The following is a 23,832-nucleotide window of genomic DNA, read 5'->3' as shown; positions in this document are numbered from 1 at the left end:
CAGCTTTTCTATTGCGCTTCGTTTCGTTCAGTTTTCAAGGAACGAGCTATCCTTTCTTCGTTCGAGGAACTTACCTCCTCGAAAGCGACTCTTGTAATATATCATCTTTTTTTATTTTTGTCAACACGTTTTTTGCTTTTTTTCGCCGCATCGAAGCGGCTCTAATAATATATCACCCAGTTTTCTATATGTCAACTATTTGAACGCTCTCCCACCTACGCTCACGCTTAGAGGTGGGAAAATGGGAAAAACACGCCTATGAAAAGCGGGTCGATGAGTTGCTTGAACTCGTCGGATTGGATCCGGCGACGTTCAAGCACCGCTATCCGTCGGAGCTGAGCAGCGGGCAGCAGCGGCACGTCGACGTCGTCCGCGCCCTGGCCGCTGAACCGGACATCATTTTAATGGATGAGCCGTTCAGCGCCCTCGACCCGATCAGCCGCGAGAAGAATTGATTTTTCAAGTCCTCTCAAATTGAGAAGAGTTGGTTTTGAGCTCTTTTTCCCTTAAATCACCAGTCTTTTAGGACATACAAAAAAGACTGCCCCGAAAGGCCATCCAACCGGCCTTTTGGAACAGTCTCCCGTCTCCATCACTATTCCCGCAAAAAGATGAAGTAACAGATAAAGACGACAAACAGCACATATAACAGCGGATGCACGTCTTTGGCGCGTCCTTTTAAAATCATCGTGATCGGGTAGAAGATGAAGCCGACGGCGATGCCGGTGGCGATGCTGTAGGAAAGCGGCATCGTGATGAGCGTGAAGAACGCCGGCACGGCGACTTCGAACTTCTTCCAGTCAATCTCGCCGATCGATGATGCCATCAGCACTCCGACGATAATCAAGGCCGGCGCGGTGACCGGTGCGGTGATGACGCTTAACAGCGGCGAGAAGAACAACGCCAGCAGGAACAAAATCCCCGTCACGACCGCGGAAAACCCGGAGCGCCCTCCGGCGGCGACGCCGGCCGACGATTCGATGTACGACGTCGTTGTCGATGTGCCGAACACCGCCCCAACCATCACCGCTGTCGCATCGACGAGCAGCGCTTTGCCGGCGCGCGGCAGTTTATTGTTTTTCAACAACCCGGCTTGGTTGGCGACAGCCAAGAGCGTCCCGGTCGCATCGAAAAAGTCGACAATAAAGAACGTCAAGACAACACCGAGCATTTTCCACGAGAAAATGTCCGGCAAATGTTTGATCGCCACACCGAAGGTTGGCGAAATATCCGGAATAGCGCCGACAATTTGATGCGGCACTTTGATCAAACCGAAAATCATGCCGACAATTGCCGTAATAACCATACCGTAAAAGACGCCGCCATTCACTTTTTTCACCATTAACACGACGGTGATGAACAAACCGAAAATGGCAAGCAGTGTATTGCCGTCTTTCAAATCGCTCAATCCGACTAACGTCGCGTCGTTATTGACGATGATGCCAGCGTTTTGCAAGCCGATGAACGTGATGAACAGCCCGATCCCGGCACCGACAGCGTATTTCAACTCCACCGGAATGGCATCAATAATTTTTTCCCGGATACCCGTCAATGTTAAAACTGTAAAAATCACCCCGGAGACGAACACCCCGGCGAGCGCCGTTTGCCACGGAATGCCCATATGCAGCACGACGGTGAAGGCGAAAAAGGCATTCAGCCCCATCCCAGGCGCCAAGGCGATTGGATAGCGGGCCAACACTCCCATCAAAATCGATCCGTACGCCGCCGCCAAGGCGGTAGCGACAAACACCGCTCCTTGGTCAATGCGCAGTTCATCAGGAAAATCTTTCACAGCGCCGAGCGACAAGGTAAACGGGTTGACGAACAAAATGTACGCCATCGACAAAAACGTTGTCAGCCCAGCGATGATCTCCGTCCGATAGTTCGTGCCAAGCTCATCAAATTGGAAGTACTTTCTCACGTCTGCCCCCTCCTATACATAAAATAAAAAACGCTTCTAGCAGCTACCAGAAGCGTTGACTAGGAAGGAATGACGAACAGAGAGAGGACAAACAAGCACTCTCCTATCCCGCATCCCTCGTAGTCAAGCTATTTACGGTAGCTTGGTAGAAACTCCCGAGCCATATTCCCGGGATTATACGACGGAATTCGACAATATTCATGATTCCACGGCTATTGTATCAGCCTGTCGGTTGCTTGTCAAGAAAAAAGACGAACATTTCTTTGGAAATGCCCGTCTTTTGTTCGTTTTTATTCCCACTCGATCGTCGCCGGCGGCTTGCTTGTAATATCGTAGACGACGCGGTTGACATGCGGCACTTCGTTGACGATGCGGGTTGAAATCCGCTCGAGCACATCCCACGGGATGCGCGCCCAATCAGCGGTCATTCCATCGACTGACGTCACCGCACGAATGGCAACCGTATAGTCGTACGTGCGGGCATCCCCCATCACCCCAACGCTGCGAATGTCGGGAAGGACGGTGAAGTATTGCCAAATTTCGCGGTCCAACCCAGCTTTTTTCACTTCTTCGCGCAAAATGGCGTCTGATTCGCGAACGATTTCCAATTTTTCTTCCGTCACTTCTCCAAGAACGCGGATGCCAAGCCCCGGCCCCGGGAACGGCTGGCGCCAAACGATTTCGTCTGGGATTCCTAGTTGCGTTCCGAGGGCGCGCACTTCGTCTTTAAACAGTGTATTGAGCGGCTCGATCAATTCAAATTTCATGTCTTCCGGAAGCCCGCCGACATTGTGGTGCGACTTGATCGTTTGCGCCGTTGCTGTGCCGCTTTCAATAATATCCGTGTAAAGCGTGCCCTGCACTAAAAATTCGATGCCTTCAAGTTTCGCCGCTTCATCGTCAAACACGTAAATAAATTCGTTGCCAATGATTTTCCGCTTTTGTTCCGGGTCCGTGACCCCTTTGAGTTTCGCCAAAAAGCGGTCTTTCGCATCGACTTTAATGACATTCATCTGGAACTGCTCACGGAACGTCTTCATGACACTTTCGGCTTCACCTTTGCGCAAAAGGCCATGGTCGACGAAAATACAAGTAAGTTGATCGCCAATGGCGCGGTGCACCAAAACGGCAGCGACCGACGAATCGACTCCGCCGCTTAAGGCGCACAGCACTTTTTTTCCGCCCACTTGTTCGCGGATGCGGCGCACCTGCTCATCAATAAAGTTTTCCATCGTCCAGTCGCCCCGGCAGCCGCATACCTCAAAGACAAATTTCTTCAATAGATCATTGCCGTATACCGAGTGGCGCACTTCTGGATGGAATTGCACCCCATACCATTTTCGCCGTTCGTCACTCATCGCAGCAATCGGGCACGAAGGGCTCGTCGCATCGACAGCGAAACCAGCCGGCGGAGCGGTCACCAAATCGCCGTGGCTCATCCAAACGACTTGCTCGTTCGGCAACCCATGAAAGAGCAGCGAGTCGTTTTTGACTTGGATGAGCGCTTTGCCGTATTCACGGTGCACCGCTTTTTCCACCTTACCTCCTAAATGATGCGCCATCAGCTGCATCCCGTAGCAAATCCCTAAAATCGGCAGCCCCAACTCAAAAATCGCTGGGTCGCATGTAAACGCTTGTTCATCATACACGCTGTTTGGACCGCCCGAGAAAATGATTCCTTTGGCGTTCAGCGCACGGATTTCCTCAGCACGGATCGTGTGCGGATGCAGTTCGCTGTAGACGCCAAACTCACGGATGCGGCGGGTAATCAGCTGGTTATATTGACTGCCAAAGTCCAAGACGACGATCATTTCTTGGTTCATGTTTTCCACCCCGTCAAAAAAATAACGCTGCCATTGCCCAAAACATGGATGAAGGCAGAATAGCAGCGTCTTCTGCCTTCATAGTCGGGCCGTTTACGGCGGCCCGGTAGAGACGCGCAAGCCATATTCTTGCGCTTATATGAAGGGCTTTCGTCTGTCCGTATGCAAATTTGAGTTCATTCTATCAACTTGACGGCAGGCGGTCAAGAGATCGTCCTTTTTATTAAATTTTCCCACAATTTCACCGCTTCACGGACATTGGCTTCCTTGATTCCCGTTCCGTATACGGCGCGTTCATATAGTTTCGTCAACCGATTCATTTCATTTGTTTCAAACAGGCGATCCACTTCGGCGGCGTATTGACGCAACGTTTCATGCGGCCGACGCTTAAGTCCATAATCTTGCAAATGACGAAGAAGCGCCCCGTACGCAGAAATGAGCCAGGCGGCCCCATCAAGCTTCCGGCGGCGGAACCGAAACAGCGTAAAGCGCGGCCACCATTTCCGCCTTGTCGCATAGGCCGCTCCGCCCAACACGGCCAACACGACCAGCGTAGTCAGCCCCGTTTTCCACGACCAAACATCCGCCAGCTTCTCCCACCAATGCTCCGCCTGTGCCGTCGAAGATTGCTCAAGTAATTGATCAAGCGGCACACGCGGCGTTTCCCGTTCTTCCGGCTGCGGCTGTGGTTCTGGCTCCTCTGGATTCGAAGCGGCAAGCGAGAACGCATACGGATTGACAAACCCTTGCGTCGGCTCAAATGGCACCCAACCGATGCCTTCAAAATACACCTCGACCCATGAATGGGCGTCGTTGTTGCGCACTTCATAAACCGATTGCCCGTCTTGCTCCCCAACCAACCGTCCGGATGTGTACCCTTTCACCCAGCGCGCTGGAATGCCCAGTGTGCGGACGAGCACCGCCATCGAGGTGGAAAAATTGTCGCAATACCCTTGCTTCGTCTCAAATAAAAACTGGTCGACGTAATCTTGGCCAGGCCCGGGAACAGCGACGTCCGTCGTTTCGTACGTGTATCCGTTCAGATGAAAGTATTGCTCGATCGCTTTTACCTTGTCGTACACGGTTTCTTTTCCATCGGTAATTTGCTTTGCCAACTCGCGAACCCGCTGCGGAAGCGTCTCTGGCAATTGCGTATAGCGTTTCAAAAAGGGCGGGTCTTGGACAGGGGGCGCGGCGCGCAATGCCTCAATCGGAAAATCTGGCTCCATATACGTCAGCATATACTGACGGATCGGAAGGGCGTTGGCGTTTTGATCGGTCGTATAAATTTTTTCCGTCGCCATATGCATGCGGTAGACGATATGGTCAGACGTTTGCACCTGTTGCAAGCCGAGCGGATAGACGAGATGAAACGCCTGGTCTTGGCGGGTGATTTCCGCCGTCTGCTCGACCGTCTTGACTTTGTCGCTCCACCATTCATACCTAATCAGCTCCCCGTTTCCAAACGACTGGACTTGTTCGCTTTGGAACGCTTCCCACCCTTTTCCCGTGTAAATGTCTTTCGTTTCGACGCGCCAATAATGACGGCCTTGGTCTTTGGCAATGAAAACGACGGTATCATCAGCGATAAACGGCCCGCCGAGGCGCGAATCGTTTTGTCCGTAGCCAATTTTCTTTACGCCGGCGGCGGGTCGGTTATCGGACTCCTGCTCCGAGGTAGCGCCATAGCTGTGAATAAACGCCACCGGATCCGGCCATTGCGGCGGCAGCTTCGGACCGGCATACCCAGCCGCAAGAGCGACGGCGGGAATGAATAGAGCAGCCGCCCGCCACTTTCCGATGCGAAAAGACGGCGCTTTTGCCTGCAGCTCTTCGCCCTGGAGCCAAACGAAAGCAAAAAAGCCGAGCGCAACAAGACGAAGGATCGCCCCGTTGCCGCTATATGGCAGAAACGTATCAAGCACAGCGATATACCCAACCGTCAACGCGTATGGGACAAACCACCGGTTCCGCCGTACAATAAGCCAATGCAACAGGAACGAAACGGCCCATAACAGCAGAAAAAAGGCAAAGGTGCGCAACGCATCGCTCGGCATAGAAGACCGATCGCCCAACAACCAGACGATGCTATCCCGCCAAAGCGCATGAGGCAAAGCGGCGATCGAAGCAAAAGAAAATAAACGAGAAAGCGCCCACCATATATAAACCATTTTCCCGAGCGCGGAAAGCCATATGGGAACACGGAGCAAATGAAGTCCGAAACAAAGGGCGACAAATGATACAAACACGCCTATATGCGCTGTATCGGTGACGGCCTCTAACGGCCAAAGCCATTCCGTGAGCAGCCAAGCGGCTAGGGCGTTAGGCAGCACGGTAGATAACATGTTTGCCCTTAACGGTCTCATCCATCTCCTCCTCCTTGCCGGACGGTTTGCAACACCTGCGGGTCAATGCGCGATACGTACACTCCGCTGCGGCGAAGCCTGTCCGCCCAGTTCCGCTCGTCCTCTCCCCATTCATGGTTGACAACATACAGAACAATATGGCGTTTTGGTGCCATTGCTCGCAGCTGCCCGGCCAACTGGGCGGACAACGCGGACGTCACAATGATGCAACCAGCAGCCGTCCTCCAGTTCGCCTCCTCAGCTAAAACATGCGCGAGCGGCTCTTGGCCGCCGACGTCCACTTCCGCCAACCGAAGAAGAATCGACTGCCACTGTCCGTCATGACGGCGCGGCGCTAAGAAAGAACACTCTCTTCCAGCAACGATCAGCCCGACCGGCACCCCTTCATCCATCAACGCCTTCGATACGGAAGCCGCTAACGTGACAAGCTCCTCAAACCATGGAGACGCGGCGCCGTCGAGCACAACGATCCAATCGTCATTGCGCTGTTCATCAAACTCTTTGGTCATCAGTTCCTGTCTGCGCGCTGACGCCTTCCAATGCACCCACGACATTTTGTCCCCAGGCACGTATCCACGGGCGCCGGCCGCCACGGCCATATCGCGGCGATAGGCAAGCGTGCGCGCAGCTTTTCCTTGGGCAAACCATTCGCGCACCATCTCGGACGGCCATTCGATATAACGTGGATAGACGATGACCGTGCACGGGGCATAAAACGATGCCGTTTTGTTCACCCAGCCAAAGACATCGCGCGCTTCCAAGCGAACAGCTTCCAATTGATGACGGCCGCGCGGCAAGGAAAGCAACCATGTACAAGAAAGGTGGCGGCGAAACGGCCAAGCAATCATCGCTCCTCCGTGCTTCCGCCCTTCCTCAGCAACAGCAAGCGCCGCCAGCGGAACCGCCCACGGCAACTCGATACGAACCATCACCGGAATCGATTCACCCGCATGGTAGCGCCGCGCCGGCACCGTCCGGCTTACCGCCGCGCGCCGAAGCGGATACATCGCGACCAAGAACGCATACAAACCGAACGGCAAAAAGCTGTAAAACAAAAACCAGCTGACAAATCCACCTTGAAACATGGCGTACGAAAACAAGACAGCCGCCAAAAGCAACAGGCGAAGAAAAGCGGGCCATCGTCGGCCATTCCATTTTCCTCTCATGCTCATCGCCGCCCTGGCACCGGCACCGGCGTGCGGGCAATGAGCTGTCCGATGATGGTTTCCGCATCAAACTTGTCCCATTTCGCCTCCGGCCGGACGAGCAGGCGGTGGGCGAGCACATAGGGAGCGAGCTGCTGCACATCATCGGGGATGACAAAATCGCGGCCATGGATGAACGCGTACGCCTGCGCCGCTTTCATCAAGGCGACCGACCCGCGCGGACTCACGCCTAAATAAACCGCTTCATGCTGACGGCTTTGTTGGATGAGATCGACGATATATCGTTTCACGGTATCGCTCACATGCACGTCGGCTACCTTTCGTTGCAGCGCAAGCAATTCATCAAGCGACATCACCGGGCCGATCTCCGCCAGCGGTGCCGTCTTTTCTAGACGGTTTAACATTTCGATTTCCTCGTCAGGGGACGGATAGCCCATATGCAATTTCAACAAAAACCGGTCAAGCTGGGCCTCAGGAAGCGGATACGTTCCTTCATATTCAATCGGGTTTTGCGTCGCCATCACAAAAAACGGCTGCGGCAGCGCCCGCGTGACACCATCCACCGTCACACTTCCTTCTTCCATCGCCTCAAGCAGCGCCGACTGCGTTTTCGGCGACGTCCGGTTAATCTCATCAGCCAACACAATATGGGCGACAATCGGGCCGGGCTTGTACTCAAACTGCCGTTCTTTTGGATTATAGACGGAAACGCCGATCACATCGCTCGGCAACAAATCCGGCGTAAATTGAATCCGTTTCAGCTCGGCGCTGAACGATTTCGCCAGCGCGCGCACAAGCATCGTCTTGCCGACGCCCGGCACATCTTCAAGCAACACATGGCCCTTGGCCAACAGCGCCGTTAAACTGAGCACAATGACATTGCGTTTTCCGACAATGACTTGTTCAATATTGCGGACAACTTGCTCAAGCGGGGAAAGCAACGGTTCGTTGATCGTCATGACATCAAACTCCTTTTATGGTGATCAATGGGACTTTTAGGGGTAGGCACTATCTAGTTTATACTATTAATATAATATCGAATATACACAACTTTTGGAATGGATTTGCAACAAAGGGGAAGGAGAAAAAGGGAGAAATCAAAAGAGAAATCAAAAATGAAAACGCCCATCCCACGGAAGCGGGATGAGCGCCTTTCCCTTAAATCATCTTCTCCGGTCTCACCCATTCCTCGTACTGCTCCGCCGTGACATACCCGGTTTTCAACGCCGCTTCCTTGAGCGTCAACCCTTCGCGATGGGCGAGCTTGGCGATTTCCGCCGCCCGGTCGTAGCCGATATGCGGGCTTAACGCCGTCACGAGCATGAGTGAGCGGTCCACGTATTCTTTCATTTTCGCTTCGTTCGCCTCCAGCCCTTGGGCGCACCGTTCATCAAACGAACGGATCGCATCGCCGAGCAGCTGCACGGACTGAATGGCGTTATAGGCGATGACCGGCTTGAACACATTTAATTGGAAGTTGCCTTGGCTCGCCGCAAAGCCGATCGTGGCGTCATTGCCGAACACTTGCACAGCGACCATCGTCATCGCTTCGCTTTGCGTCGGATTCACTTTCCCCGGCATGATCGAGCTTCCGGGTTCATTGGCTGGAATCGTGATCTCCCCGAGCCCGGAGCGCGGCCCGCTCGCCAGCCAGCGAATGTCGTTGGCGATTTTCATCAAATCGGCGGCGAGCGCTTTCAACGCTCCGTGGACGTAAACAATCTCGTCATGGCTGGTCAACGCGTGGAATTTGTTTGCTGCCGAGCGGAATGGGTAGCCGGTTTGCGCTTGCAGCTGTTTGGCGACTTGTTCGCCAAACGCCGGCGGCGCATTGAGCCCTGTGCCGACCGCCGTGCCGCCGATCGCCAAATCAAGCAGCTTCTCACTCGCCTCCATGATCATCGCCTTGCTTTTGTCAAGCATCGCCCGCCAGCCGGAAATCTCTTGTCCAAATGTGAGCGGCGTCGCATCTTGCAAGTGGGTGCGCCCGATTTTGATCGTCTTCCCATATTGGCGTTCTTTGGTCGCGAATGTCCCGATCAAGCCATCAAGCGCTGGCAGGAGGTGCGTTTGGATTTTCGTGTATATAGCGATATGCATCACAGTTGGGAATGTGTCGTTCGAGCTTTGCGACATGTTCACATCATCATTCGGGTGAATGCGCTCTTCCCCCTCATCCAGCAGCTCGCTCGCCCGTCTCGCCACGACTTCATTGACGTTCATGTTCGTCTGCGTGCCGCTTCCCGTCTGCCAGACGACGAGCGGAAAATGGTCATCCCATTGGCCCGCCAAAATTTCCTCGCACGCGGCCACAATCGCCCGCTGCTTCGCTTCGCTCAGTTTCCCGGCTCGGTGGTTGACGATGGCCGCCGCTTTTTTCAACTCGGCATAGGCGTAAATGAGTTCAAGCGGCATCGTTTCTTTGCCGATGCGGAAGTTTTGCCGGCTCCGCTCCGTCTGCGCCCCCCAGTACTTGTCGGCCGGCACCCGCACCTCGCCGAGCGAATCGCGTTCAATCCGCACGTTCATTCCATTCTCCTCCTTTGGATGTCACCTTTCCATTTCTAATTTTACCCAAAATCGGCAATGAAACAAATGAGCAGGCAAAACATCTATATAGATGCGACGAAGAAGTTTAACATCTCCTTGACGGAAAAGCGGTTTGTCTATTTTCGACTGTCGAAGGCAAGCCACAGGCTTGCCTCCGTCACGCCAAGGCGTGACGGAGGACCGAACAACCGCCTGCTTCACAGACCCATATATGGGTCTGGAAGCGGCGTTGTTCGGTCGCCCGACAGTCGATCAAATACTCGGTAAAAGCTGCAAATGGTAAAGCTTCAAATTGCATCTATATAATTGAGAAAGGGGGAACTACATGAAAAACAGATGTCTATGGCTCCTCATAGTTTTATGGCTGGCCGGTTGCCAATTGGGCGACATCCAACCGCCTGATCTAAGATTGACCATCAATTGAATCCAGCCAAGAACGGATCTTCTGACTCACCGCCAGTTGGACTGCCCTCTGCTGGTTTAATGCCTGTAATCTTTGGTTGATTGCTGTTTTCAGGAACAAACAAAAAGGACTTGGTTTCTTGCAGCGTCTTTAACTGCTCCTCCAGTCCTTTTTTGATGTTGCTGTTTTCATCTAATTCAATGGCATTTTTATCGAGAAGCGATGCAACCAAATCAGCGTCATGCACTTTCCCATTGATCGCCAATTTAATGGCGCTGTTGAGTTGTGTTTCTTTAATTTTTGCCTCATATGCTGCCTTCTCGTCTTTATATCGCTTCTCTAATTCCGCGAGCTTCGTTTGCAGTTCCTCATGCCCCTCCGCCTGCTTTCTGAGCTGTTTCAAATCGTGATCACGTTGCTCAAGTTGCTTTTTCATATCATCAAGGCTGGCTTTCAACTCATCGACCTTTGTTTTGTGAGCTTCGATGGATTTCCCATGCTCGGCCATAATCTTTTCAATCACGTCTTTTTCGAGACCTAAACTTTCAAGAAATTCGCGTTTCATGGTATTCCTCCTCTGGTTACGTTTTTTAACGTGGTTACGGCCACGAACCGCTTTGTTCTTTAACGTCTACAAATGCTAAAAAGACGAGAAAATAAAAAAAAGCACGTAACCAATCGAGTAGGTTAAGTGCTTTTACATTTGTAAGTAATTTCAGCAATTTCTTCGCTTGTCACATAAAACATATCATCGTCATCAGTAGCGTTTTGACAATAGTACTTTGGTTCAGTAGGATACACTTCTAAAACCGTCGCCTCTACACCATTCTTTAAACGAATGACATCTAACTCTCCAACATCCATTTTCAACCCTCCATTTTATTTTTTGCCTTGTTCTCATCAACAATATATACGGTTGTTAACCGTGGAGTGGATTCACCTTTTCGGATCATCCATGATGTTAGAACATACGCCTCACGGCCAGTAGGGCCTTTTAATTTAATAATCGATTCGTACCGATCTCCATAATTATCAGTCCCCTTATACTTAGCAAAGCTATTGGGAAGCTCTTTTAAAATGTTGTTTTTTAACTCCTGCCAGTTACTTAAATTATACCCTAGCAATTCATCAAATAAAATGGCTTTCGGTCCTCCCGATTTATGATTTTTATCCAAAGCGTAATTTGTGAGTTTTTGGTCAACGAATATAGCTCGCTCAATATTCGGAATGACGTTTGAAGCTCGTTTCGATTCTGGTACATAAAATTTATTATTCTTTTGATGAATAGAACTTAGCCACTCTTCATACGAAATCGAATCCACCAACCCATTCATCGACTGTCGTTTCTAGCCTTTTGTGTACTCCGATTCATCAAAATACGGAATCGTCGTCGTTCGGCAACGGACATGAAATGTCGGTGCCGTTGTGCCAGGTTTATAATTTTTTACCTCATACACTTTTCCGTCCATGCTTCGGCAAATGTCCGATGTCCGCATATCGAGCGTGGCTAAAATCTCATACTTCTCCATTCCTGCATCGCACGAAACCGAGCAAGATCCACTTGTTGAAATTCCTTGATCTTAAGGATCCGTCATTTTCACAGAAAAAATTGATTAAAAACCATTGGTACGTATTTTAATACGTGTTATAATATAATCAAGGAGGGAGGGAAATGAAGAGTTACTCTTCAAAGGAATTAATAAAAATCATACAACAAGATGGATGGTACATAGTAAGAACAAGTGGCAGTCATCATCAGTTTAAACATCCCAGTAAGCCCGGACTAGTAACCATCCCTCATCCAAAGAAAAACGTACCGATCAAAACAGTAAAAAGCATACTCAAACAGGCGGGGCTATTATAAGCCTCTCCTAAAGGAGGTTAACATATATGCATAAAAAAGACCGTTATATTTATCCAGCTATTTTCGATTACGGCAGCGATGGAATATCTGTTGAGTTTCCTGATCTTCCTGGCTGCTTTACTTGCGGAGATACAGAAGAAGAAGCTTTTAAAATGGCTAAAGAGGCGATGGCATTACACTTATACGGCTTGGAACAGGAAAATGAAGAGATTCCTCAGCCTTCAAAAGCATCGGAAATTCAAACAGAAAACAATCAAGTAATCGTGTTCATCGAGGTATGGATGCCACCTTTTAGACATGAAATGGAAAATAAAGCGGTTAAAAAGACGCTGACTATCCCGAAATGGCTTGATGATCTAGCGAAAGAACATAACGTGAACTACTCCCAAATTCTTCAAGAAGCATTAAAGAAGCATCTTGGCGCTACCGACCGATAAATAAATTATAAAAAAGCCTCTCCACCCACACAGGCAGAAGAGGCTTTCTTTTATGCGTTTTTTGATTTTTCTTTCGGCGCGTTCAATCATCGTTTGGACGCTGCTGGATGATATACAGAGATAATTCGCAATCTCACTATATGTTAACCCGTGGTGCTAGATAAAATCGAGTAAACATAAAAATAGCCCTTGCCTGTGGATCTCCTGTAGAATGAAAGTGCCACCCAACATTCGAAAGGAGAATCCCCATGCAAGAGCACTTTCATTTTACTACAGATCAAGCGAAAATTCAAAAACAATACGCAGCGATTCAAATTTAGTGAACTAATGAGCACCTTCATCCAAAACTTATGATTTTCGTGGTCAAAATGTGGTCAAAACAAAAAGAACACCGGGGAAAACCCCAGTGTTCCAAGGCTTTTGCGGCGAGATTACATCATGCCGCCCATATCCGGCATGTTGTTGTTGCCTTTGTTTTCTTCCGGTTTGTCGGCAACGACCGCTTCTGTCGTCAAGACCATTGCGGCGACAGATGCAGCGTTTTGCAGCGCCGAACGAGTGACTTTCGTCGGGTCAACGATACCAGCTTCGATCATGTCGACCCATTCACCTGTTGCCGCATTGAAGCCGATGCCCGGTTTTTCGTTTTTCAGGCGCTCAACGATGATCGAGCCTTCCAGACCAGCGTTTTGCGCGATTTGACGAACCGGTTCTTCGATCGCGCGCAATACGATTTTCACGCCGGTTGCTTCATCGCCTTCCGCTTCGATGGCAGCGACTTTGTTGTAGATGTTCATCAATGCCGTACCACCGCCGGCGACAATGCCTTCTTCAACAGCCGCACGAGTCGAGTTGAGCGCGTCTTCGATGCGCAGTTTGCGTTCTTTCAATTCTGTTTCTGTTGCCGCACCGACTTTGATGACCGCTACGCCGCCAGCCAATTTCGCCAAGCGTTCTTGCAGTTTTTCGCGGTCGAATTCGGACGTCGTTTCTTCAAGCTGCGCACGGATTTGGTTGATACGCGCTTTGATGCGATCCGAATCGCCAGCGCCTTCGACGATGGTCGTCGTTTCTTTCGTAACGACAACTTTCGACGCACGGCCGAGCGAAGCGATCGTTGTCGATTTCAATTCACGGCCAAGCTCTTCCGAGATCACCTCGCCGCCAGTCAAAATCGCGATGTCTTCGAGCATCGCTTTGCGGCGATCGCCGAAGCCAGGCGCTTTCACGGCAACCGCATTGAACGTACCGCGCAGTTTGTTGACAACAAGCGTCGCGAGTGCTTCGCCTTCGACATCTTCAGCAATGATCAAGAGCGGGCGGCCTTGTTGGACCACTTGTTCTAATACCGGCAACAGTTCTTGAATGCTCGATACTTTTTTGTCCGTGATGAGGATGTACGGATTTTCCAGAACAGCTTCCATTTTTTCCGTATCCGTAATCATGTACGGCGAAACGTAACCGCGGTCGAATTGCATCCCTTCGACAACGTCGAGTTCCGTCGTGAAGCCTTTCGATTCTTCAAGCGTGATGACGCCGTCATTGCCGACGCGTTCCATCGCTTCAGCAATCAATTGACCGACTTCTTCGTCAGCAGCCGAAATCGCAGCCACTTGGGCGATCGACTCTTTCCCTTTGATCGGTTTGGAGATGGCTTTTAATTCTTCAACAGCAACCGCAACCGCTTTTTCAATCCCGCGGCGGATGCCCATCGGGTTGGCACCAGCAGCCACGTTTTTCAAGCCTTCACGGATCATCGCTTGAGCCAATACCGTAGCGGTTGTTGTACCGTCCCCAGCGATGTCGTTCGTTTTGCTGGCGACTTCAGCGACAAGTTTCGCGCCCATGTTTTCAAACGGATCTTCGAGTTCGATTTCTTTCGCGATTGTTACCCCGTCATTCGTGATGAGCGGCGAACCGAATTTTTTCTCCAATACGACGTTGCGGCCTTTCGGACCTAATGTGACTTTCACTGCGTCTGCGAGTTTGTCCACCCCGCGCAACATCGCACGGCGCGCTTCTTCGCTGAACTTGATTTGTTTTGCCATACCCCGTTACCTCCTTATGAATATTGTTGGACTGCGTGCCACAAGTTAAGTATCCGAGTTAAGCATCTAGCAATGTTTTCGGAATGTTTATGTGATGAACGCATATATTAGCGGATGACAGCCAAAATATCGCTTTCGCGCAAAATTAAGTATTCTTTGCCGTCGTATTTCACTTCTGTGCCCGCATATTTCGAGAAGATAATGCGGTCGCCAACTTCGACTTCCGGAGCGATGCGTTGGCCGTTATCGAGCACGCGGCCTGCACCGACAGCGACAACGCGTCCTTCTTGCGGTTTTTCTTTCGCCGTATCCGGCAGCACGATACCGCTAGCCGTTTTTTCTTCTGTTTCCACGACTTCAATGACAATGCGATCGCCTAATGGCTTCAACACGGGGAACAACCTCCTTAACGATAGTTTTCACCGTTCTTATTAGCACTCATCACTATCGAGTGCTAACACACTTATAATATTAATGAACTTCTTTCGGTTTTGCAAGTAGGAAATACAAAAAAATAACTGTTTTTCTCTCCCGAGAGAAGAAAGGGCAATATAAGACGGCCGGCCTTGCCCTAAACCTCTGTCTATGCGGAGCCCTTTTTCATTATTGCACATTTCCAAAATCGATAAACGGCACCGGCCCATTTTTTTACAGCGATGAGACAGGCTTGGGGGGCGCAGTTTTCTTACTATTTTCGCCATATATGTGATACAATACGGATATAATTTGAAATAAAAGGGGTAGAGGGTTTGAAACGCAACCACTGGTACGTCATCATCACGTATATCGTCATGCAGCTGTCCGCCTTTGTCGGCGTGCCGCTTCTTCGCGCCCTCGGCGTCGGTCAAGGAGCGGAAAGCCGCCTCGAAGCCGCCAAACTGGCTTCCGGGTATTGGGCGATCATTAGTTTCCTGCTCGCTTTTGTCATTATCCTATGGCTGCTCCGCGGTGACCGCGACGAACGAATGATGCGGCGGCTGCCGCTCGCTTCCTCGTGGATGTGGGCGGTCTTGGGCGTCTTTTTGGCGCTCGCGGCCCAAAGCATCGCCGCCAACATCGAATGGCGGCTGCTCGGCATCAAACCAGGGTCGGAAAATACAAGGCAAATCATCGATATCATCCGCCTGACGCCGCTGTTGGTCGTCGTCACCTCCGTCATCGGCCCGATTTTGGAAGAGCTCATCTTCCGCAAAATCATTTTCGGCTCGCTTTATGAAAAATACAACTTTTGGCTTGCTGCGCTTGTCAGTTCGCTCTTGTTTGCCATTGTCCATATGGAGCCGGAACATTTGCTTCTGTACACATCCATGGGGATGGTATTCGCGTTTTTATACGCGAAAACCGGACGCATTTTCGTACCGATTTTCGCCCATGTCGCCATGAATACGTTCGTCGTCGCCATGCAGACGCTGTTGGCCGACGAGATTGAGAAAATGATGCGCCAGTCCGAGCTGCCGCTCGCCGTTTGGAGGGTTTGGCTATGATGCGAAACCCTCGGCTGTTTTCGCTTCCGTATTTCGTCTTAGGCTTGCTGTTTACGTATTTGGCCATCGAAAGTGCTCATGAAACGGTTTGGAACGTCTCCACCATCGCTTTAGCGGCGCTCGCTGCCTTTGATTTCGGCACCGCCCTTCGCCTTCTTTTCGCCTCAAAACGCTGACCCCCTTCCCGTGATTCGCACGGGAAGGGACCAGAACATCAATCTCATGACGGCGATCATATCGTGAAAATGGAAACGAAAAAACAAGAGGCCGGCCTCAAAGCCCTGTTTTGCGGCTTTTGAGACAGCCCCTTCGTTTGGCCCGGCCTTGCTCGCTTTCCTCTTAATGATCGATTTTTTAGTCCCGCCTCACTCATTGCCTTCCTCCTCGGCTGCTCGCTGCGCTTTCCGATAGCCGATGCGCGCCACCCAAATGCTTCCTTCATACAAAATGGTGAGCGGAATCATGACGATCACTTGCGACAGCACATCCGGCGGCGTAATGACCGCCGCTAAAATAAGCAGCGCCAAATACGCATACTTGCGGATGCGAACAAGAAGCTGCGGCGTAATAAGCCCTAAGCGGGTGAAAAACAGCACAACAATCGGAAGCTGAAACACGATGCCAAACGGCAGCACGAGCTGAAGCAAAAACTGAAAATATTCATTAATGCCGATCATTTGTTGAACCCCTAGTTGGTCAGCCAGCTGGCTCATAAACCGAACGACAAACGGAAACAAGACGAAATAAGCGAAGCTGACCCCGGCTAAAAAAAGAACGATCGACGCCGGGATATAGCTTAACGTCACTTTCCGCTCTTTTTCATACAGACCGGGGCTGACAAACGCCCAAATTTGGTACAACAACACCGGAGCCGACAGAACAGCCGCGATGACGAAGGCAAACTGAAAATACACTTTAATCGGATCGGTGAGGCGAAAGGCGTTCATGGTCAAATGCTTCGCCTCGGCCGTTCGCTGCAAATACAAAATGACATCATCGACAAAAAAGAAACTAACGACAAGCGCCGCAGCAAAAAAGACAAGCACGATGATGAGCCGTTTCCGCAGTTCACCCAGATGCTCATACACCGACATTTCTTTGTCATTCATTGGTTCCCCATCCTGCCTTGTCATCGGTCGGTTTTCGTTTCTTCGTCATCAGCGAGCCCTTTTGTGGCGTCTTTAAACTCGCGAAGCGACTGGCCGAACGACCGCCCTAATTCCGGCAGCTTTTTCGTGCCAAACAGCAACAAAATCACAACAACGAGCAACAAATATTTCATGTGTTGTTCTCTCCTTTTTACGATGGCGATGGATAGTTTTTCAAAAAATAGACGAGCGACTGCAGCTCAATGGCTAAATCGATATGATGGACGCGAATATGGTTCGGCACGTTCAACCGTGCCGGAGTAAAGTTTAAAATGCCTTTAATTCCTTGCGCGACAAGGCGGTCGGTCAGCGCTTGAGCCGCGGCGGCCGGCACGGTTAAAATGGCGACCGGGATGTTTTCGTGAAGCCGCTTCTCCAATTCATCGAGATGATAGACCGGCACCCCGCCGACTGTCGTCCCTACCTTCCGCTCATCGACATCAAACGCCATCACGATTTTCGTATTGTTGTTTTTCGAAAAATTATAGTTTAAAAAGGCCGTGCCTAAATTGCCGACGCCAAACAAGGCGACTTCGGTCACCTCATCCTCTTCAAGCGTCCGGCGGAAAAACGACAACAAATAATTGACATTATACCCGTATCCCTTTTTACCAAGCGCACCAAAATAGGAGAAATCGCGGCGGATCGTCGCCGGATCAACTTTCACCGCCTCGCTCAACTCGGCAGAGGAGACGCGCTGCTTGCCGGAAGCGTGCAAGTTTTTCAAAAACCGATAGTAAAGCGGCAGCCGTTTGGCGGTTGCCTGCGGAATTTTCGGTTGTTCGTTGCTCATGATCTCATCCCCTAGCTAATCGGTTTTCCGTCGGTAATGGCCAGACTTCCCGCCCGTTTTTTCGACCAAATACGTCGGACCGATGACCATTCCTTTATCAAGCGCCTTGCACATATCGTACACCGTCAACGCACAGACCGAAGCGGCCGTCAGCGCTTCCATTTCCACTCCTGTGCTCCCTTTCGTTTTCACCGTTGCAGTGATGACGAGCTTATGCGCTTCTCCATCGTTTTCCCAAGCAAAAGCAATGTCCACACCCTTTAACATAAGCGGGTGACACATTGGAATAAGGTCAGCTGTCTTCTTCGCCGCCATCACCCCCGCCACTTGAGCGACGGCAAGCACATCCCCTTTCTCGATCGCGTTGCTCGTCATTTTTTCGTAAATTTCCCGGCTGACAGTCACGCTCGTTTGCGCCACGGCCACTCGCACTGTATCTTCTTTGTGCGTAATATCGACCATTTTCGCGCGCCCTTGTTCATTGAAATGAGTGAACGATGACAATACAATCTCCTCCATTTATACACTATACACGATTTTTCATCATTCGTCTTTGACCGTTTTCGCGACTTACGTTAAACTATTCGCGAGGTGAAATGACATGATCATTTTGCAAGTGCACGGGCTCACGAAATATTTCGGCGCTGACCTTATTTTATCGAATATAAAACTAGAAATACAGTCCCGCGACCGAATTGCCCTTGTCGGCCGCAACGGAGCGGGAAAATCGACATTGTTGAAAATCATCGCCGGTGAACTATCTTTCGACAGCGGCAAAATCATCAAACCAAACCATATCAAAATTGGCTATTTGGCGCAAAACAGCGGGCTCGACTCGCCGCGTTCCATTTGGGACGAAATGCTTGAGGTATTCACCCCGCTTCTAGGACTCGAAAAACAGCTCGCCGAACTCAGCATGCAACTCGGCGACCCGGATGTGCTCGCCGATCCAGCTCGCTATGAAAAAACGCTGAAAACGTATGACGAGCTGCAAGAACAATACAAAGAACAAGGCGGCTACCAATACGAAGCCGACATCCGCTCCGTTTTGCACGGGCTGCAGTTTTCCTCATATGATTATAAAACAACGCCGGTCTCGTCGTTAAGCGGCGGACAGCGGACGCGGCTTGCCCTTGGGAAATTGCTGTTGTCCAAGCCGGATTTATTGATTTTGGACGAGCCGACGAACCATTTGGATCTTGAGACGCTCGCTTGGCTGGAGCAGTACTTGCAAGCCTATCCCGGCGCCGTCCTGGTTGTTTCCCACGACCGCTACTTTTTAGACAAAATCGTCACCGACGTGTACGAACTGTCGAACGCCACGCTCAAACACTATGCCGGCAACTACAGCCGCTATTTGGAGCTGCGGGCCGAGCAATACGAACAAGAGTTAAGACGGTACGAGAAACAGCAGGAGGAAATCGCCCGGCTCGAAGACTTCATCCAACGCAACATCGCCCGTGCCTCGACAACCAAACGGGCGCAAAGCCGGCGAAAGCAACTGGAAAAAATGGAACGGCTCGAGCGGCCTGTCGGCGATGAAAAATCAGCCTCCTTTTCGTTCTCGATCGATCGGCCGAGCGGCCATGAAGTGCTCACCGCCGAAGACATAGCCGTTGGCTATGGCGACGGTGCACCCGTCATCCGCCAAATCAGCTTCCGCATCACGCGCGGCGAAAGCGTCGCCCTAGTCGGGCCGAACGGCATCGGCAAGTCGACATTGCTGAAGGCGATCGCCCGAAAACTCCCTATCCAAGCAGGAGAGCTCCGCTACGGCGCAAACGTCCAAATCGGCTATTACGATCAAGACCAAGCTGATTTGTCATCGAACAAACGGGTGCTTGACGAGCTGTGGGACGCCTACCCCGAAAAGACGGAAAAAGAAATTCGCACTGTGCTCGGCAACTTCCTGTTTTCCGGCGATGATGCCTTAAAACCGGTCTCCGCTTTAAGCGGCGGGGAGAAAGCACGCCTGGCGCTCGCCAAGCTGATGCTGCAAAAAGCAAATGTCCTCCTTTTGGACGAACCGACAAACCATCTAGACCTCGACAGCAAAGAAGTGCTCGAGCAAGCGCTCATCGACTACCCGGGAACGATTTTGTTCGTTTCCCACGACCGCTATTTCATCAACCGAATCGCAACAAAGGTGTTTGAACTTTCCAGCGGAGGCCTAACTGAATACTTAGGCGACTATGATTACTACATCGCCAAAAAAGAAGAAATGCGCGAACTGGCGCTCCTGAACGTCCGCCCGACAGAAACGGCAAGCGATTCGGCCAAAACGACGTACGAGCAAGAAAAAGAGGAAAAAAAACGGCGGCGCCAGCGCCAACGCCGCTTGGATGAAATCGAAGCCGAGATTGCAGCGCTTGAAGCACAAATCGTTGAGATCGAGCAGCAACTTTGTGATCCATCCGTTTACGGCGATTATGAAACGATGCAACGATTGACTCAAGAAAACGACGAGCGGAAGCAGCGAGTCGAAACGTTATTGGCCGAATGGGAACAGCTTTATACTTCACTATAACTGACAACCCGCCTCTGGTTTCGGCGGGTTGTTTTTTAGTTAGTCACATTATCCACAAAAAAATCCACAATTTCTACCGTGGAATATAAGTTATTCACCAACTTTTCCACATTATCCACAAACAATAGCTTCCTTTTGCAGGAAAATCACTGTGTATTGTTTTTCTTATTGTTTATAGTGCTTTTCCGCCTTTTCCACATTGTCCACAGATTTGTGGATAAAAATATACACAAACTTTTTTCACACTAAAACAAAAAGGACGATTCGTTTGCCTGCCGCAAACGGATCGCCCTTCGGTGTCTTTCTCGTTTCAGCCCAACCGCCTAGACAAGCGGTAAGCTTGGATTGGCGTTGAGCGCCAAATCAGCCCACTTTCCTTGTTGATATAACACTGTTCCCGCAGCGGCAATCATCGCCGCATTGTCGGTGCATAGCGATAACGGCGGGATGACAAGCTCCACATCGGGGAGCTCTTTCATTTTATCCTGCAGTGCAGCCCGCAGCCCGCGGTTAGCCGCCACCCCGCCGGCGAGCAGCACTTGCCGTACGCGGTATTCTTTGGCGGCCTGCACCGTTTTCGTCACCAGCACATCGACGACGCTGGCCTGAAAGCTCGCGGCCATCTGTCTCGGATCGATCTCCTCGCCGCGCTGTTTCGCGTTGTGGAGCGCATTGAGCACCGCCGATTTTAAGCCGCTGAAGCTGAAATCATACGACCCTTCCTCAAGCCACGCTCGCGGCAAATCAATCACCGGCTCGCCCTCATGGGCCAACCGGTCGATGTGCGGTCCTCCTGGGTACGGAAGGCCTAAAGCCCGCGCCACCTTGTCATACGCCTCACCGGCAGCGTCATCGCGCGTTTCACCGATCACCGCAAATTTCCCATGCTCTTTCATGTACACTAGTTCCGTATGACCACCGGAAACGACGAGCGCCAACAGCGGAAACTTCATTTCGGCCACTAATTGATTGGCGTAAATATGACCGGCGATATGATGCACCCCAATAAACGGCAGTCCATGAGCAAACGCCAACGCTTTCGCCGCGTTCACCCCGACAAGAAGCGCCCCGACAAGCCCCGGTCCGGCCGTCACCGCCACCGCATCAAGGCCCGCAAACGATACGCCGGCCTGCTGCATCGCTTCCTCAATGACGAGCGTAATTTGCTCCACATGATGGCGGGAAGCAATTTCCGGCACGACGCCGCCAAACCGCCGATGGCTTTCCATTTGCGACGCCACCACATTCGATAAAATCTCTCTTCCGTTTTTCACGACCGCTGCCGCCGTTTCATCGCAGCTCGTTTCAATGCCTAATACATATACGTCTTCATTCATCTCAGCTTCACCCACATGACTAACGCGTCTTCAAAGTTATCCGGATAATACCGTTTGCGAATGCCTCCGTTGCGAAATCCAAGCTTTCGGTACAGCGACTGGGCGACATGATTGGACACGCGCACCTCAAGCGTCATCGTCGCCGCCCCGTGCTGCCTGGCCATGTCCATCAGGCGTCGCATGAGCGCTTCACCAAGCTTTTGCCCGCGAAACTGCGGCAACACGGCTACATTCGTCACATGCGCCTCATCGATGACAAGCCACATCCCGCCATACCCGATGATCTGCCCGTTGTACACCATGACGATATATTTGGCATAGCGGTTGTACATGAGCTCGTTGTAAAACGATTCACGGCTCCAAGGCGCAGTAAACGATGCCTGCTCGACTTGCACGACCTCATCAATGTCATGAACAGTCATTGGCCGAAATTGAACATTGATCCCCATCGTTCTGTTCCCCTTTTTGTTTCGCGAGCCATTTCGCCTCCGCCTCGGCAAGGCGGAGATAGTTCGGTACAAACACATGGGCGTTCTCGCGCTCTTTTTGTTTGCCGAGCATCACCAACTCGCTCGGACGCGGCAACGCCAAAGACGGCGGGGCCACGTGAACCCGTTCGCCTAAATGGCTCCGAAACAAATCGCTATATAGCGGTGCATCCGCACCAATGAACAATACATCCTCTTCCCGCTCGCTCAACCGACGCGCCCACTCATCCGCCGCCACAATGCGGTCCGCCTCAAGGCAGCGGAGCGCACCGCCTTCGTAGCGATAAAGCCCGGTGTAAATTTGTCCGCGCCGCGCGTCAAACAGCGGAACGATCACCCCAGGAAAATAGCGGCCATTGGCGGCGAGCACCTCAAGGCTTGATACCCCAGCGATCGGAATACCGAGCGACCAGGCAAGCGTTTTCGCAATCGTCACGCCGATCCGTACCCCGGTATACGACCCCGGCCCTTTCGCTACAACGATTAAATCGAGATCTTTCGGAGCAACGTCACATCGTCGAAGCAACAACTCAATGGCTGGCATCGCCCGGGATGAATGGTCTTTTTTCACATTGGTGATGAATTCCCCTTTCACGACATCACCATCTACCAACGCAATGCCAAGCGGCATATTCGATGTATCAATTCCCAATACTTTCATGACGGAAAAATCTCCTTGCACAACTGTTCATAACGCTCCCCCGACGGCTCAAAGCGAAGCAACCGCTCATCGCCGCCTCGATGAAACAAGGAAACGGTCAGCCGTTCCTCAGGCAACTGGCCGGCGATCAAATGCGCCCATTCAACAACCGTAACACCATCGCCAGCAAAATATTCGTCAAATCCAAGATCTTCCCATTCATCTTCAAGTCGGTATACATCCATATGATAAAGCGGAAGCCGACCATCATATTGCTTAATAATCGTAAACGTCGGGCTATTGACCGTTTGCGTAATGCCCAGCCCTTCAGCAAGACCTTTCGTAAACGTCGTCTTTCCCGCCCCGAGATCACCTTCTAACGCGATGACCATTCCCGGCTCAAGATGTTCCGCCAGCCGGCGGGCCACCGACTTCGTTTCTTCCGGAGAATGCACCAAAATTTCAATTTTTTTCATTTTGTTCTACCTTATCCCCTTTTATCATCTTCACTCTTGCTTTTGAAATTGTATCATATCCGAACATCTTGCCGCCACTTCCAAAACTAAAAATAGGCATAGGAGAAAAGGCAAAACAAAAAGGACGATCCCGCGCAGCCTTTTGGCTCGCTGACAGATCGCCCTGTTGCGCAATCGCCCCTAAAAAGAAAAAGGGAATGAGGCGTGTCGAAACTCCCTGGTGAATGAAGCTGCCTAGCAACGACCTACTCTTGCAGGGGCGCTGGCCCCAACTACCATCGGCACTGGAGGGCTTAACTTCCGTGTTCGGGATGGGAACGGGTGTTTCCCCTCCGCCATAGCCACTAGGCAAGCGGAAAAA

25 protein-coding genes, 1 rRNA gene, 1 pseudogene and 2 riboswitches are annotated in these 23,832 nt (G+C 51.2%); of the genes and pseudogenes, 6 read left to right on the top strand and 21 right to left on the bottom strand.

Annotated features, from left to right (window positions below):
• Positions 1-239: 239 nt before the first annotated feature.
• A pseudogene (locus BRO54_RS15760) lies at positions 240-449 on the top strand (ATP-binding cassette domain-containing protein); the annotation flags it as partial.
• Positions 450-595: 146 nt separating this feature from the next.
• Here the strand turns inward: BRO54_RS15760 and BRO54_RS15755 are convergent.
• From BRO54_RS15755 to BRO54_RS15710, 10 genes are all read right to left on the bottom strand, one after another.
• Positions 596-1,921: an NCS2 family permease gene (locus BRO54_RS15755; protein ID WP_074044546.1), complete on the bottom strand. Its 1,326-nt coding sequence runs from the start codon at positions 1,919-1,921 to the stop codon at positions 596-598.
• Between the two features lie 100 nt (positions 1,922-2,021).
• A riboswitch (purine riboswitch) is annotated at positions 2,022-2,123 on the bottom strand.
• Between the two features lie 88 nt (positions 2,124-2,211).
• Positions 2,212-3,744, bottom strand: a complete 1,533-nt coding sequence (gene guaA, locus BRO54_RS15750; protein WP_074044545.1) for a glutamine-hydrolyzing GMP synthase — start codon at positions 3,742-3,744, stop codon at positions 2,212-2,214.
• A 61-nt stretch (positions 3,745-3,805) separates the two neighbouring features.
• Positions 3,806-3,907, bottom strand: a riboswitch (purine riboswitch).
• A gap of 40 nt (positions 3,908-3,947) precedes the next feature.
• On the bottom strand, positions 3,948-6,110 hold the full coding sequence (locus BRO54_RS15745) for a transglutaminase TgpA family protein (RefSeq protein WP_074044544.1): 2,163 nt from the start codon (positions 6,108-6,110) through the stop codon (positions 3,948-3,950).
• Complete coding sequence (locus tag BRO54_RS15740; RefSeq protein WP_074044543.1) at positions 6,107-7,282, bottom strand: DUF58 domain-containing protein; 1,176 nt, start codon at positions 7,280-7,282, stop codon at positions 6,107-6,109. Before BRO54_RS15740 ends, BRO54_RS15745 begins: the two co-directional genes overlap by 4 nt.
• The gene (locus BRO54_RS15735) at positions 7,279-8,235 is read right to left on the bottom strand and encodes an AAA family ATPase (RefSeq protein WP_074044542.1); all 957 of its coding nucleotides are present in this window, start codon (positions 8,233-8,235) and stop codon (positions 7,279-7,281) included. Before BRO54_RS15735 ends, BRO54_RS15740 begins: the two co-directional genes overlap by 4 nt.
• Before the next feature lie 199 nt (positions 8,236-8,434).
• Positions 8,435-9,805, bottom strand: coding sequence for a class II fumarate hydratase (gene fumC, locus BRO54_RS15730; RefSeq protein ID WP_074044541.1), 1,371 nt, complete (start codon positions 9,803-9,805; stop codon positions 8,435-8,437).
• Between the two features lie 437 nt (positions 9,806-10,242).
• Complete coding sequence (locus BRO54_RS15720; protein WP_074044540.1) at positions 10,243-10,794, bottom strand: phage scaffolding protein; 552 nt, start codon at positions 10,792-10,794, stop codon at positions 10,243-10,245.
• A gap of 122 nt (positions 10,795-10,916) precedes the next feature.
• Positions 10,917-11,093, bottom strand: coding sequence for a hypothetical protein (locus BRO54_RS19890; protein WP_161496663.1), 177 nt, complete (start codon positions 11,091-11,093; stop codon positions 10,917-10,919).
• A gap of 2 nt (positions 11,094-11,095) precedes the next feature.
• Positions 11,096-11,563, bottom strand: coding sequence for a DUF6883 domain-containing protein (locus BRO54_RS15715; protein WP_079935738.1), 468 nt, complete (start codon positions 11,561-11,563; stop codon positions 11,096-11,098).
• A 12-nt stretch (positions 11,564-11,575) separates the two neighbouring features.
• The gene (locus BRO54_RS15710; protein WP_239691282.1) at positions 11,576-11,758 is read right to left on the bottom strand and encodes a minor capsid protein; all 183 of its coding nucleotides are present in this window, start codon (positions 11,756-11,758) and stop codon (positions 11,576-11,578) included.
• Between the two features lie 143 nt (positions 11,759-11,901).
• Between BRO54_RS15710 and BRO54_RS15705 the strand changes: the two genes are divergently transcribed.
• Both BRO54_RS15705 and BRO54_RS15700 read left to right on the top strand, forming a co-directional pair.
• Positions 11,902-12,093, top strand: coding sequence for a type II toxin-antitoxin system HicA family toxin (locus BRO54_RS15705; protein WP_074044539.1), 192 nt, complete (start codon positions 11,902-11,904; stop codon positions 12,091-12,093).
• A 26-nt stretch (positions 12,094-12,119) separates the two neighbouring features.
• A complete protein-coding gene (locus tag BRO54_RS15700) occupies positions 12,120-12,530 on the top strand; it encodes a type II toxin-antitoxin system HicB family antitoxin (RefSeq protein WP_074044538.1) in 411 nt (136 codons plus the stop codon).
• A gap of 431 nt (positions 12,531-12,961) precedes the next feature.
• Here the strand turns inward: BRO54_RS15700 and groL are convergent, their stop codons facing one another.
• Together groL and groES are read right to left on the bottom strand one after the other, a co-directional pair.
• Entirely contained in the window at positions 12,962-14,578 is a 1,617-nt protein-coding gene (gene groL / locus BRO54_RS15695; protein ID WP_074044537.1) for a chaperonin GroEL, read from the bottom strand.
• 107 nt (positions 14,579-14,685) lie between these two features.
• A complete protein-coding gene (groES, locus tag BRO54_RS15690) occupies positions 14,686-14,970 on the bottom strand; it encodes a co-chaperone GroES (protein WP_013144057.1) in 285 nt (94 codons plus the stop codon).
• Between the two features lie 357 nt (positions 14,971-15,327).
• Here groES and BRO54_RS15685 point away from each other — a divergent pair, with 357 nt between their 5' ends.
• Both BRO54_RS15685 and BRO54_RS15680 read left to right on the top strand, forming a co-directional pair.
• On the top strand, positions 15,328-16,062 hold the full coding sequence (locus BRO54_RS15685) for a CPBP family intramembrane glutamic endopeptidase (RefSeq protein WP_033024544.1): 735 nt from the start codon (positions 15,328-15,330) through the stop codon (positions 16,060-16,062).
• The gene (locus BRO54_RS15680; RefSeq protein ID WP_033024542.1) at positions 16,059-16,238 is read left to right on the top strand and encodes a YdiK family protein; all 180 of its coding nucleotides are present in this window, start codon (positions 16,059-16,061) and stop codon (positions 16,236-16,238) included. Before BRO54_RS15685 ends, BRO54_RS15680 begins: the two co-directional genes overlap by 4 nt.
• A 189-nt stretch (positions 16,239-16,427) precedes the next feature.
• On the opposite strand, the gene tatC is transcribed toward BRO54_RS15680, so the two are convergent.
• Genes tatC through moaC form a run of 4 tightly spaced genes read right to left on the bottom strand, consistent with a single transcriptional unit; the run spans position 16,428 to position 18,507 of the window.
• Positions 16,428-17,171, bottom strand: a complete 744-nt coding sequence (gene tatC, locus BRO54_RS15670; protein ID WP_074044535.1) for a twin-arginine translocase subunit TatC — start codon at positions 17,169-17,171, stop codon at positions 16,428-16,430.
• Between the two features lie 20 nt (positions 17,172-17,191).
• Positions 17,192-17,344 carry a twin-arginine translocase TatA/TatE family subunit gene (tatA, locus tag BRO54_RS15665; protein WP_074044534.1) on the bottom strand — a complete coding sequence of 51 codons (153 nt, stop codon included), beginning with the start codon at positions 17,342-17,344 and terminating at the stop codon, positions 17,192-17,194.
• Positions 17,345-17,361: 17 nt separating this feature from the next.
• Positions 17,362-18,003, bottom strand: a complete 642-nt coding sequence (locus BRO54_RS15660; RefSeq protein WP_031406012.1) for a redox-sensing transcriptional repressor Rex — start codon at positions 18,001-18,003, stop codon at positions 17,362-17,364.
• Between the two features lie 15 nt (positions 18,004-18,018).
• Complete coding sequence (gene moaC, locus BRO54_RS15655; protein WP_011229750.1) at positions 18,019-18,507, bottom strand: cyclic pyranopterin monophosphate synthase MoaC; 489 nt, start codon at positions 18,505-18,507, stop codon at positions 18,019-18,021.
• Between the two features lie 97 nt (positions 18,508-18,604).
• Here moaC and BRO54_RS15650 point away from each other — a divergent pair, with 97 nt between their 5' ends.
• A complete protein-coding gene (locus BRO54_RS15650) occupies positions 18,605-20,530 on the top strand; it encodes an ABC-F family ATP-binding cassette domain-containing protein (RefSeq protein ID WP_074044533.1) in 1,926 nt (641 codons plus the stop codon).
• 323 nt (positions 20,531-20,853) lie between these two features.
• Here the strand turns inward: BRO54_RS15650 and tsaD are convergent, their stop codons facing one another.
• The 5 genes from tsaD to rrf all read right to left on the bottom strand — a co-directional run bounded on the left by tsaD (position 20,854) and on the right by rrf (position 23,820).
• Positions 20,854-21,867, bottom strand: coding sequence for a tRNA (adenosine(37)-N6)-threonylcarbamoyltransferase complex transferase subunit TsaD (tsaD, locus tag BRO54_RS15640; protein ID WP_074044532.1), 1,014 nt, complete (start codon positions 21,865-21,867; stop codon positions 20,854-20,856).
• Entirely contained in the window at positions 21,864-22,316 is a 453-nt protein-coding gene (gene rimI, locus BRO54_RS15635; RefSeq protein ID WP_074044531.1) for a ribosomal protein S18-alanine N-acetyltransferase, read from the bottom strand. Before rimI ends, tsaD begins: the two co-directional genes overlap by 4 nt.
• Complete coding sequence (gene tsaB, locus BRO54_RS15630; RefSeq protein WP_074044530.1) at positions 22,276-23,016, bottom strand: tRNA (adenosine(37)-N6)-threonylcarbamoyltransferase complex dimerization subunit type 1 TsaB; 741 nt, start codon at positions 23,014-23,016, stop codon at positions 22,276-22,278. The genes rimI and tsaB overlap by 41 nt, the downstream gene beginning before the upstream one ends.
• The gene (gene tsaE / locus BRO54_RS15625) at positions 23,013-23,471 is read right to left on the bottom strand and encodes a tRNA (adenosine(37)-N6)-threonylcarbamoyltransferase complex ATPase subunit type 1 TsaE (protein ID WP_074044529.1); all 459 of its coding nucleotides are present in this window, start codon (positions 23,469-23,471) and stop codon (positions 23,013-23,015) included. The genes tsaB and tsaE overlap by 4 nt, the downstream gene beginning before the upstream one ends.
• A 232-nt stretch (positions 23,472-23,703) precedes the next feature.
• A 5S ribosomal RNA gene (rrf, locus tag BRO54_RS15620) occupies positions 23,704-23,820 on the bottom strand.
• Between the last annotated feature and the right edge of the window lie 12 nt (positions 23,821-23,832).

Origin of the sequence: Geobacillus proteiniphilus (genome assembly GCF_001908025.1) — a bacterium.
GTDB lineage: Bacteria > Bacillota > Bacilli > Bacillales > Anoxybacillaceae > Geobacillus > Geobacillus proteiniphilus.
Note: the sequence above shows the minus strand (reverse complement) of the source record. Positions and strands in the feature narration are given on the sequence as shown.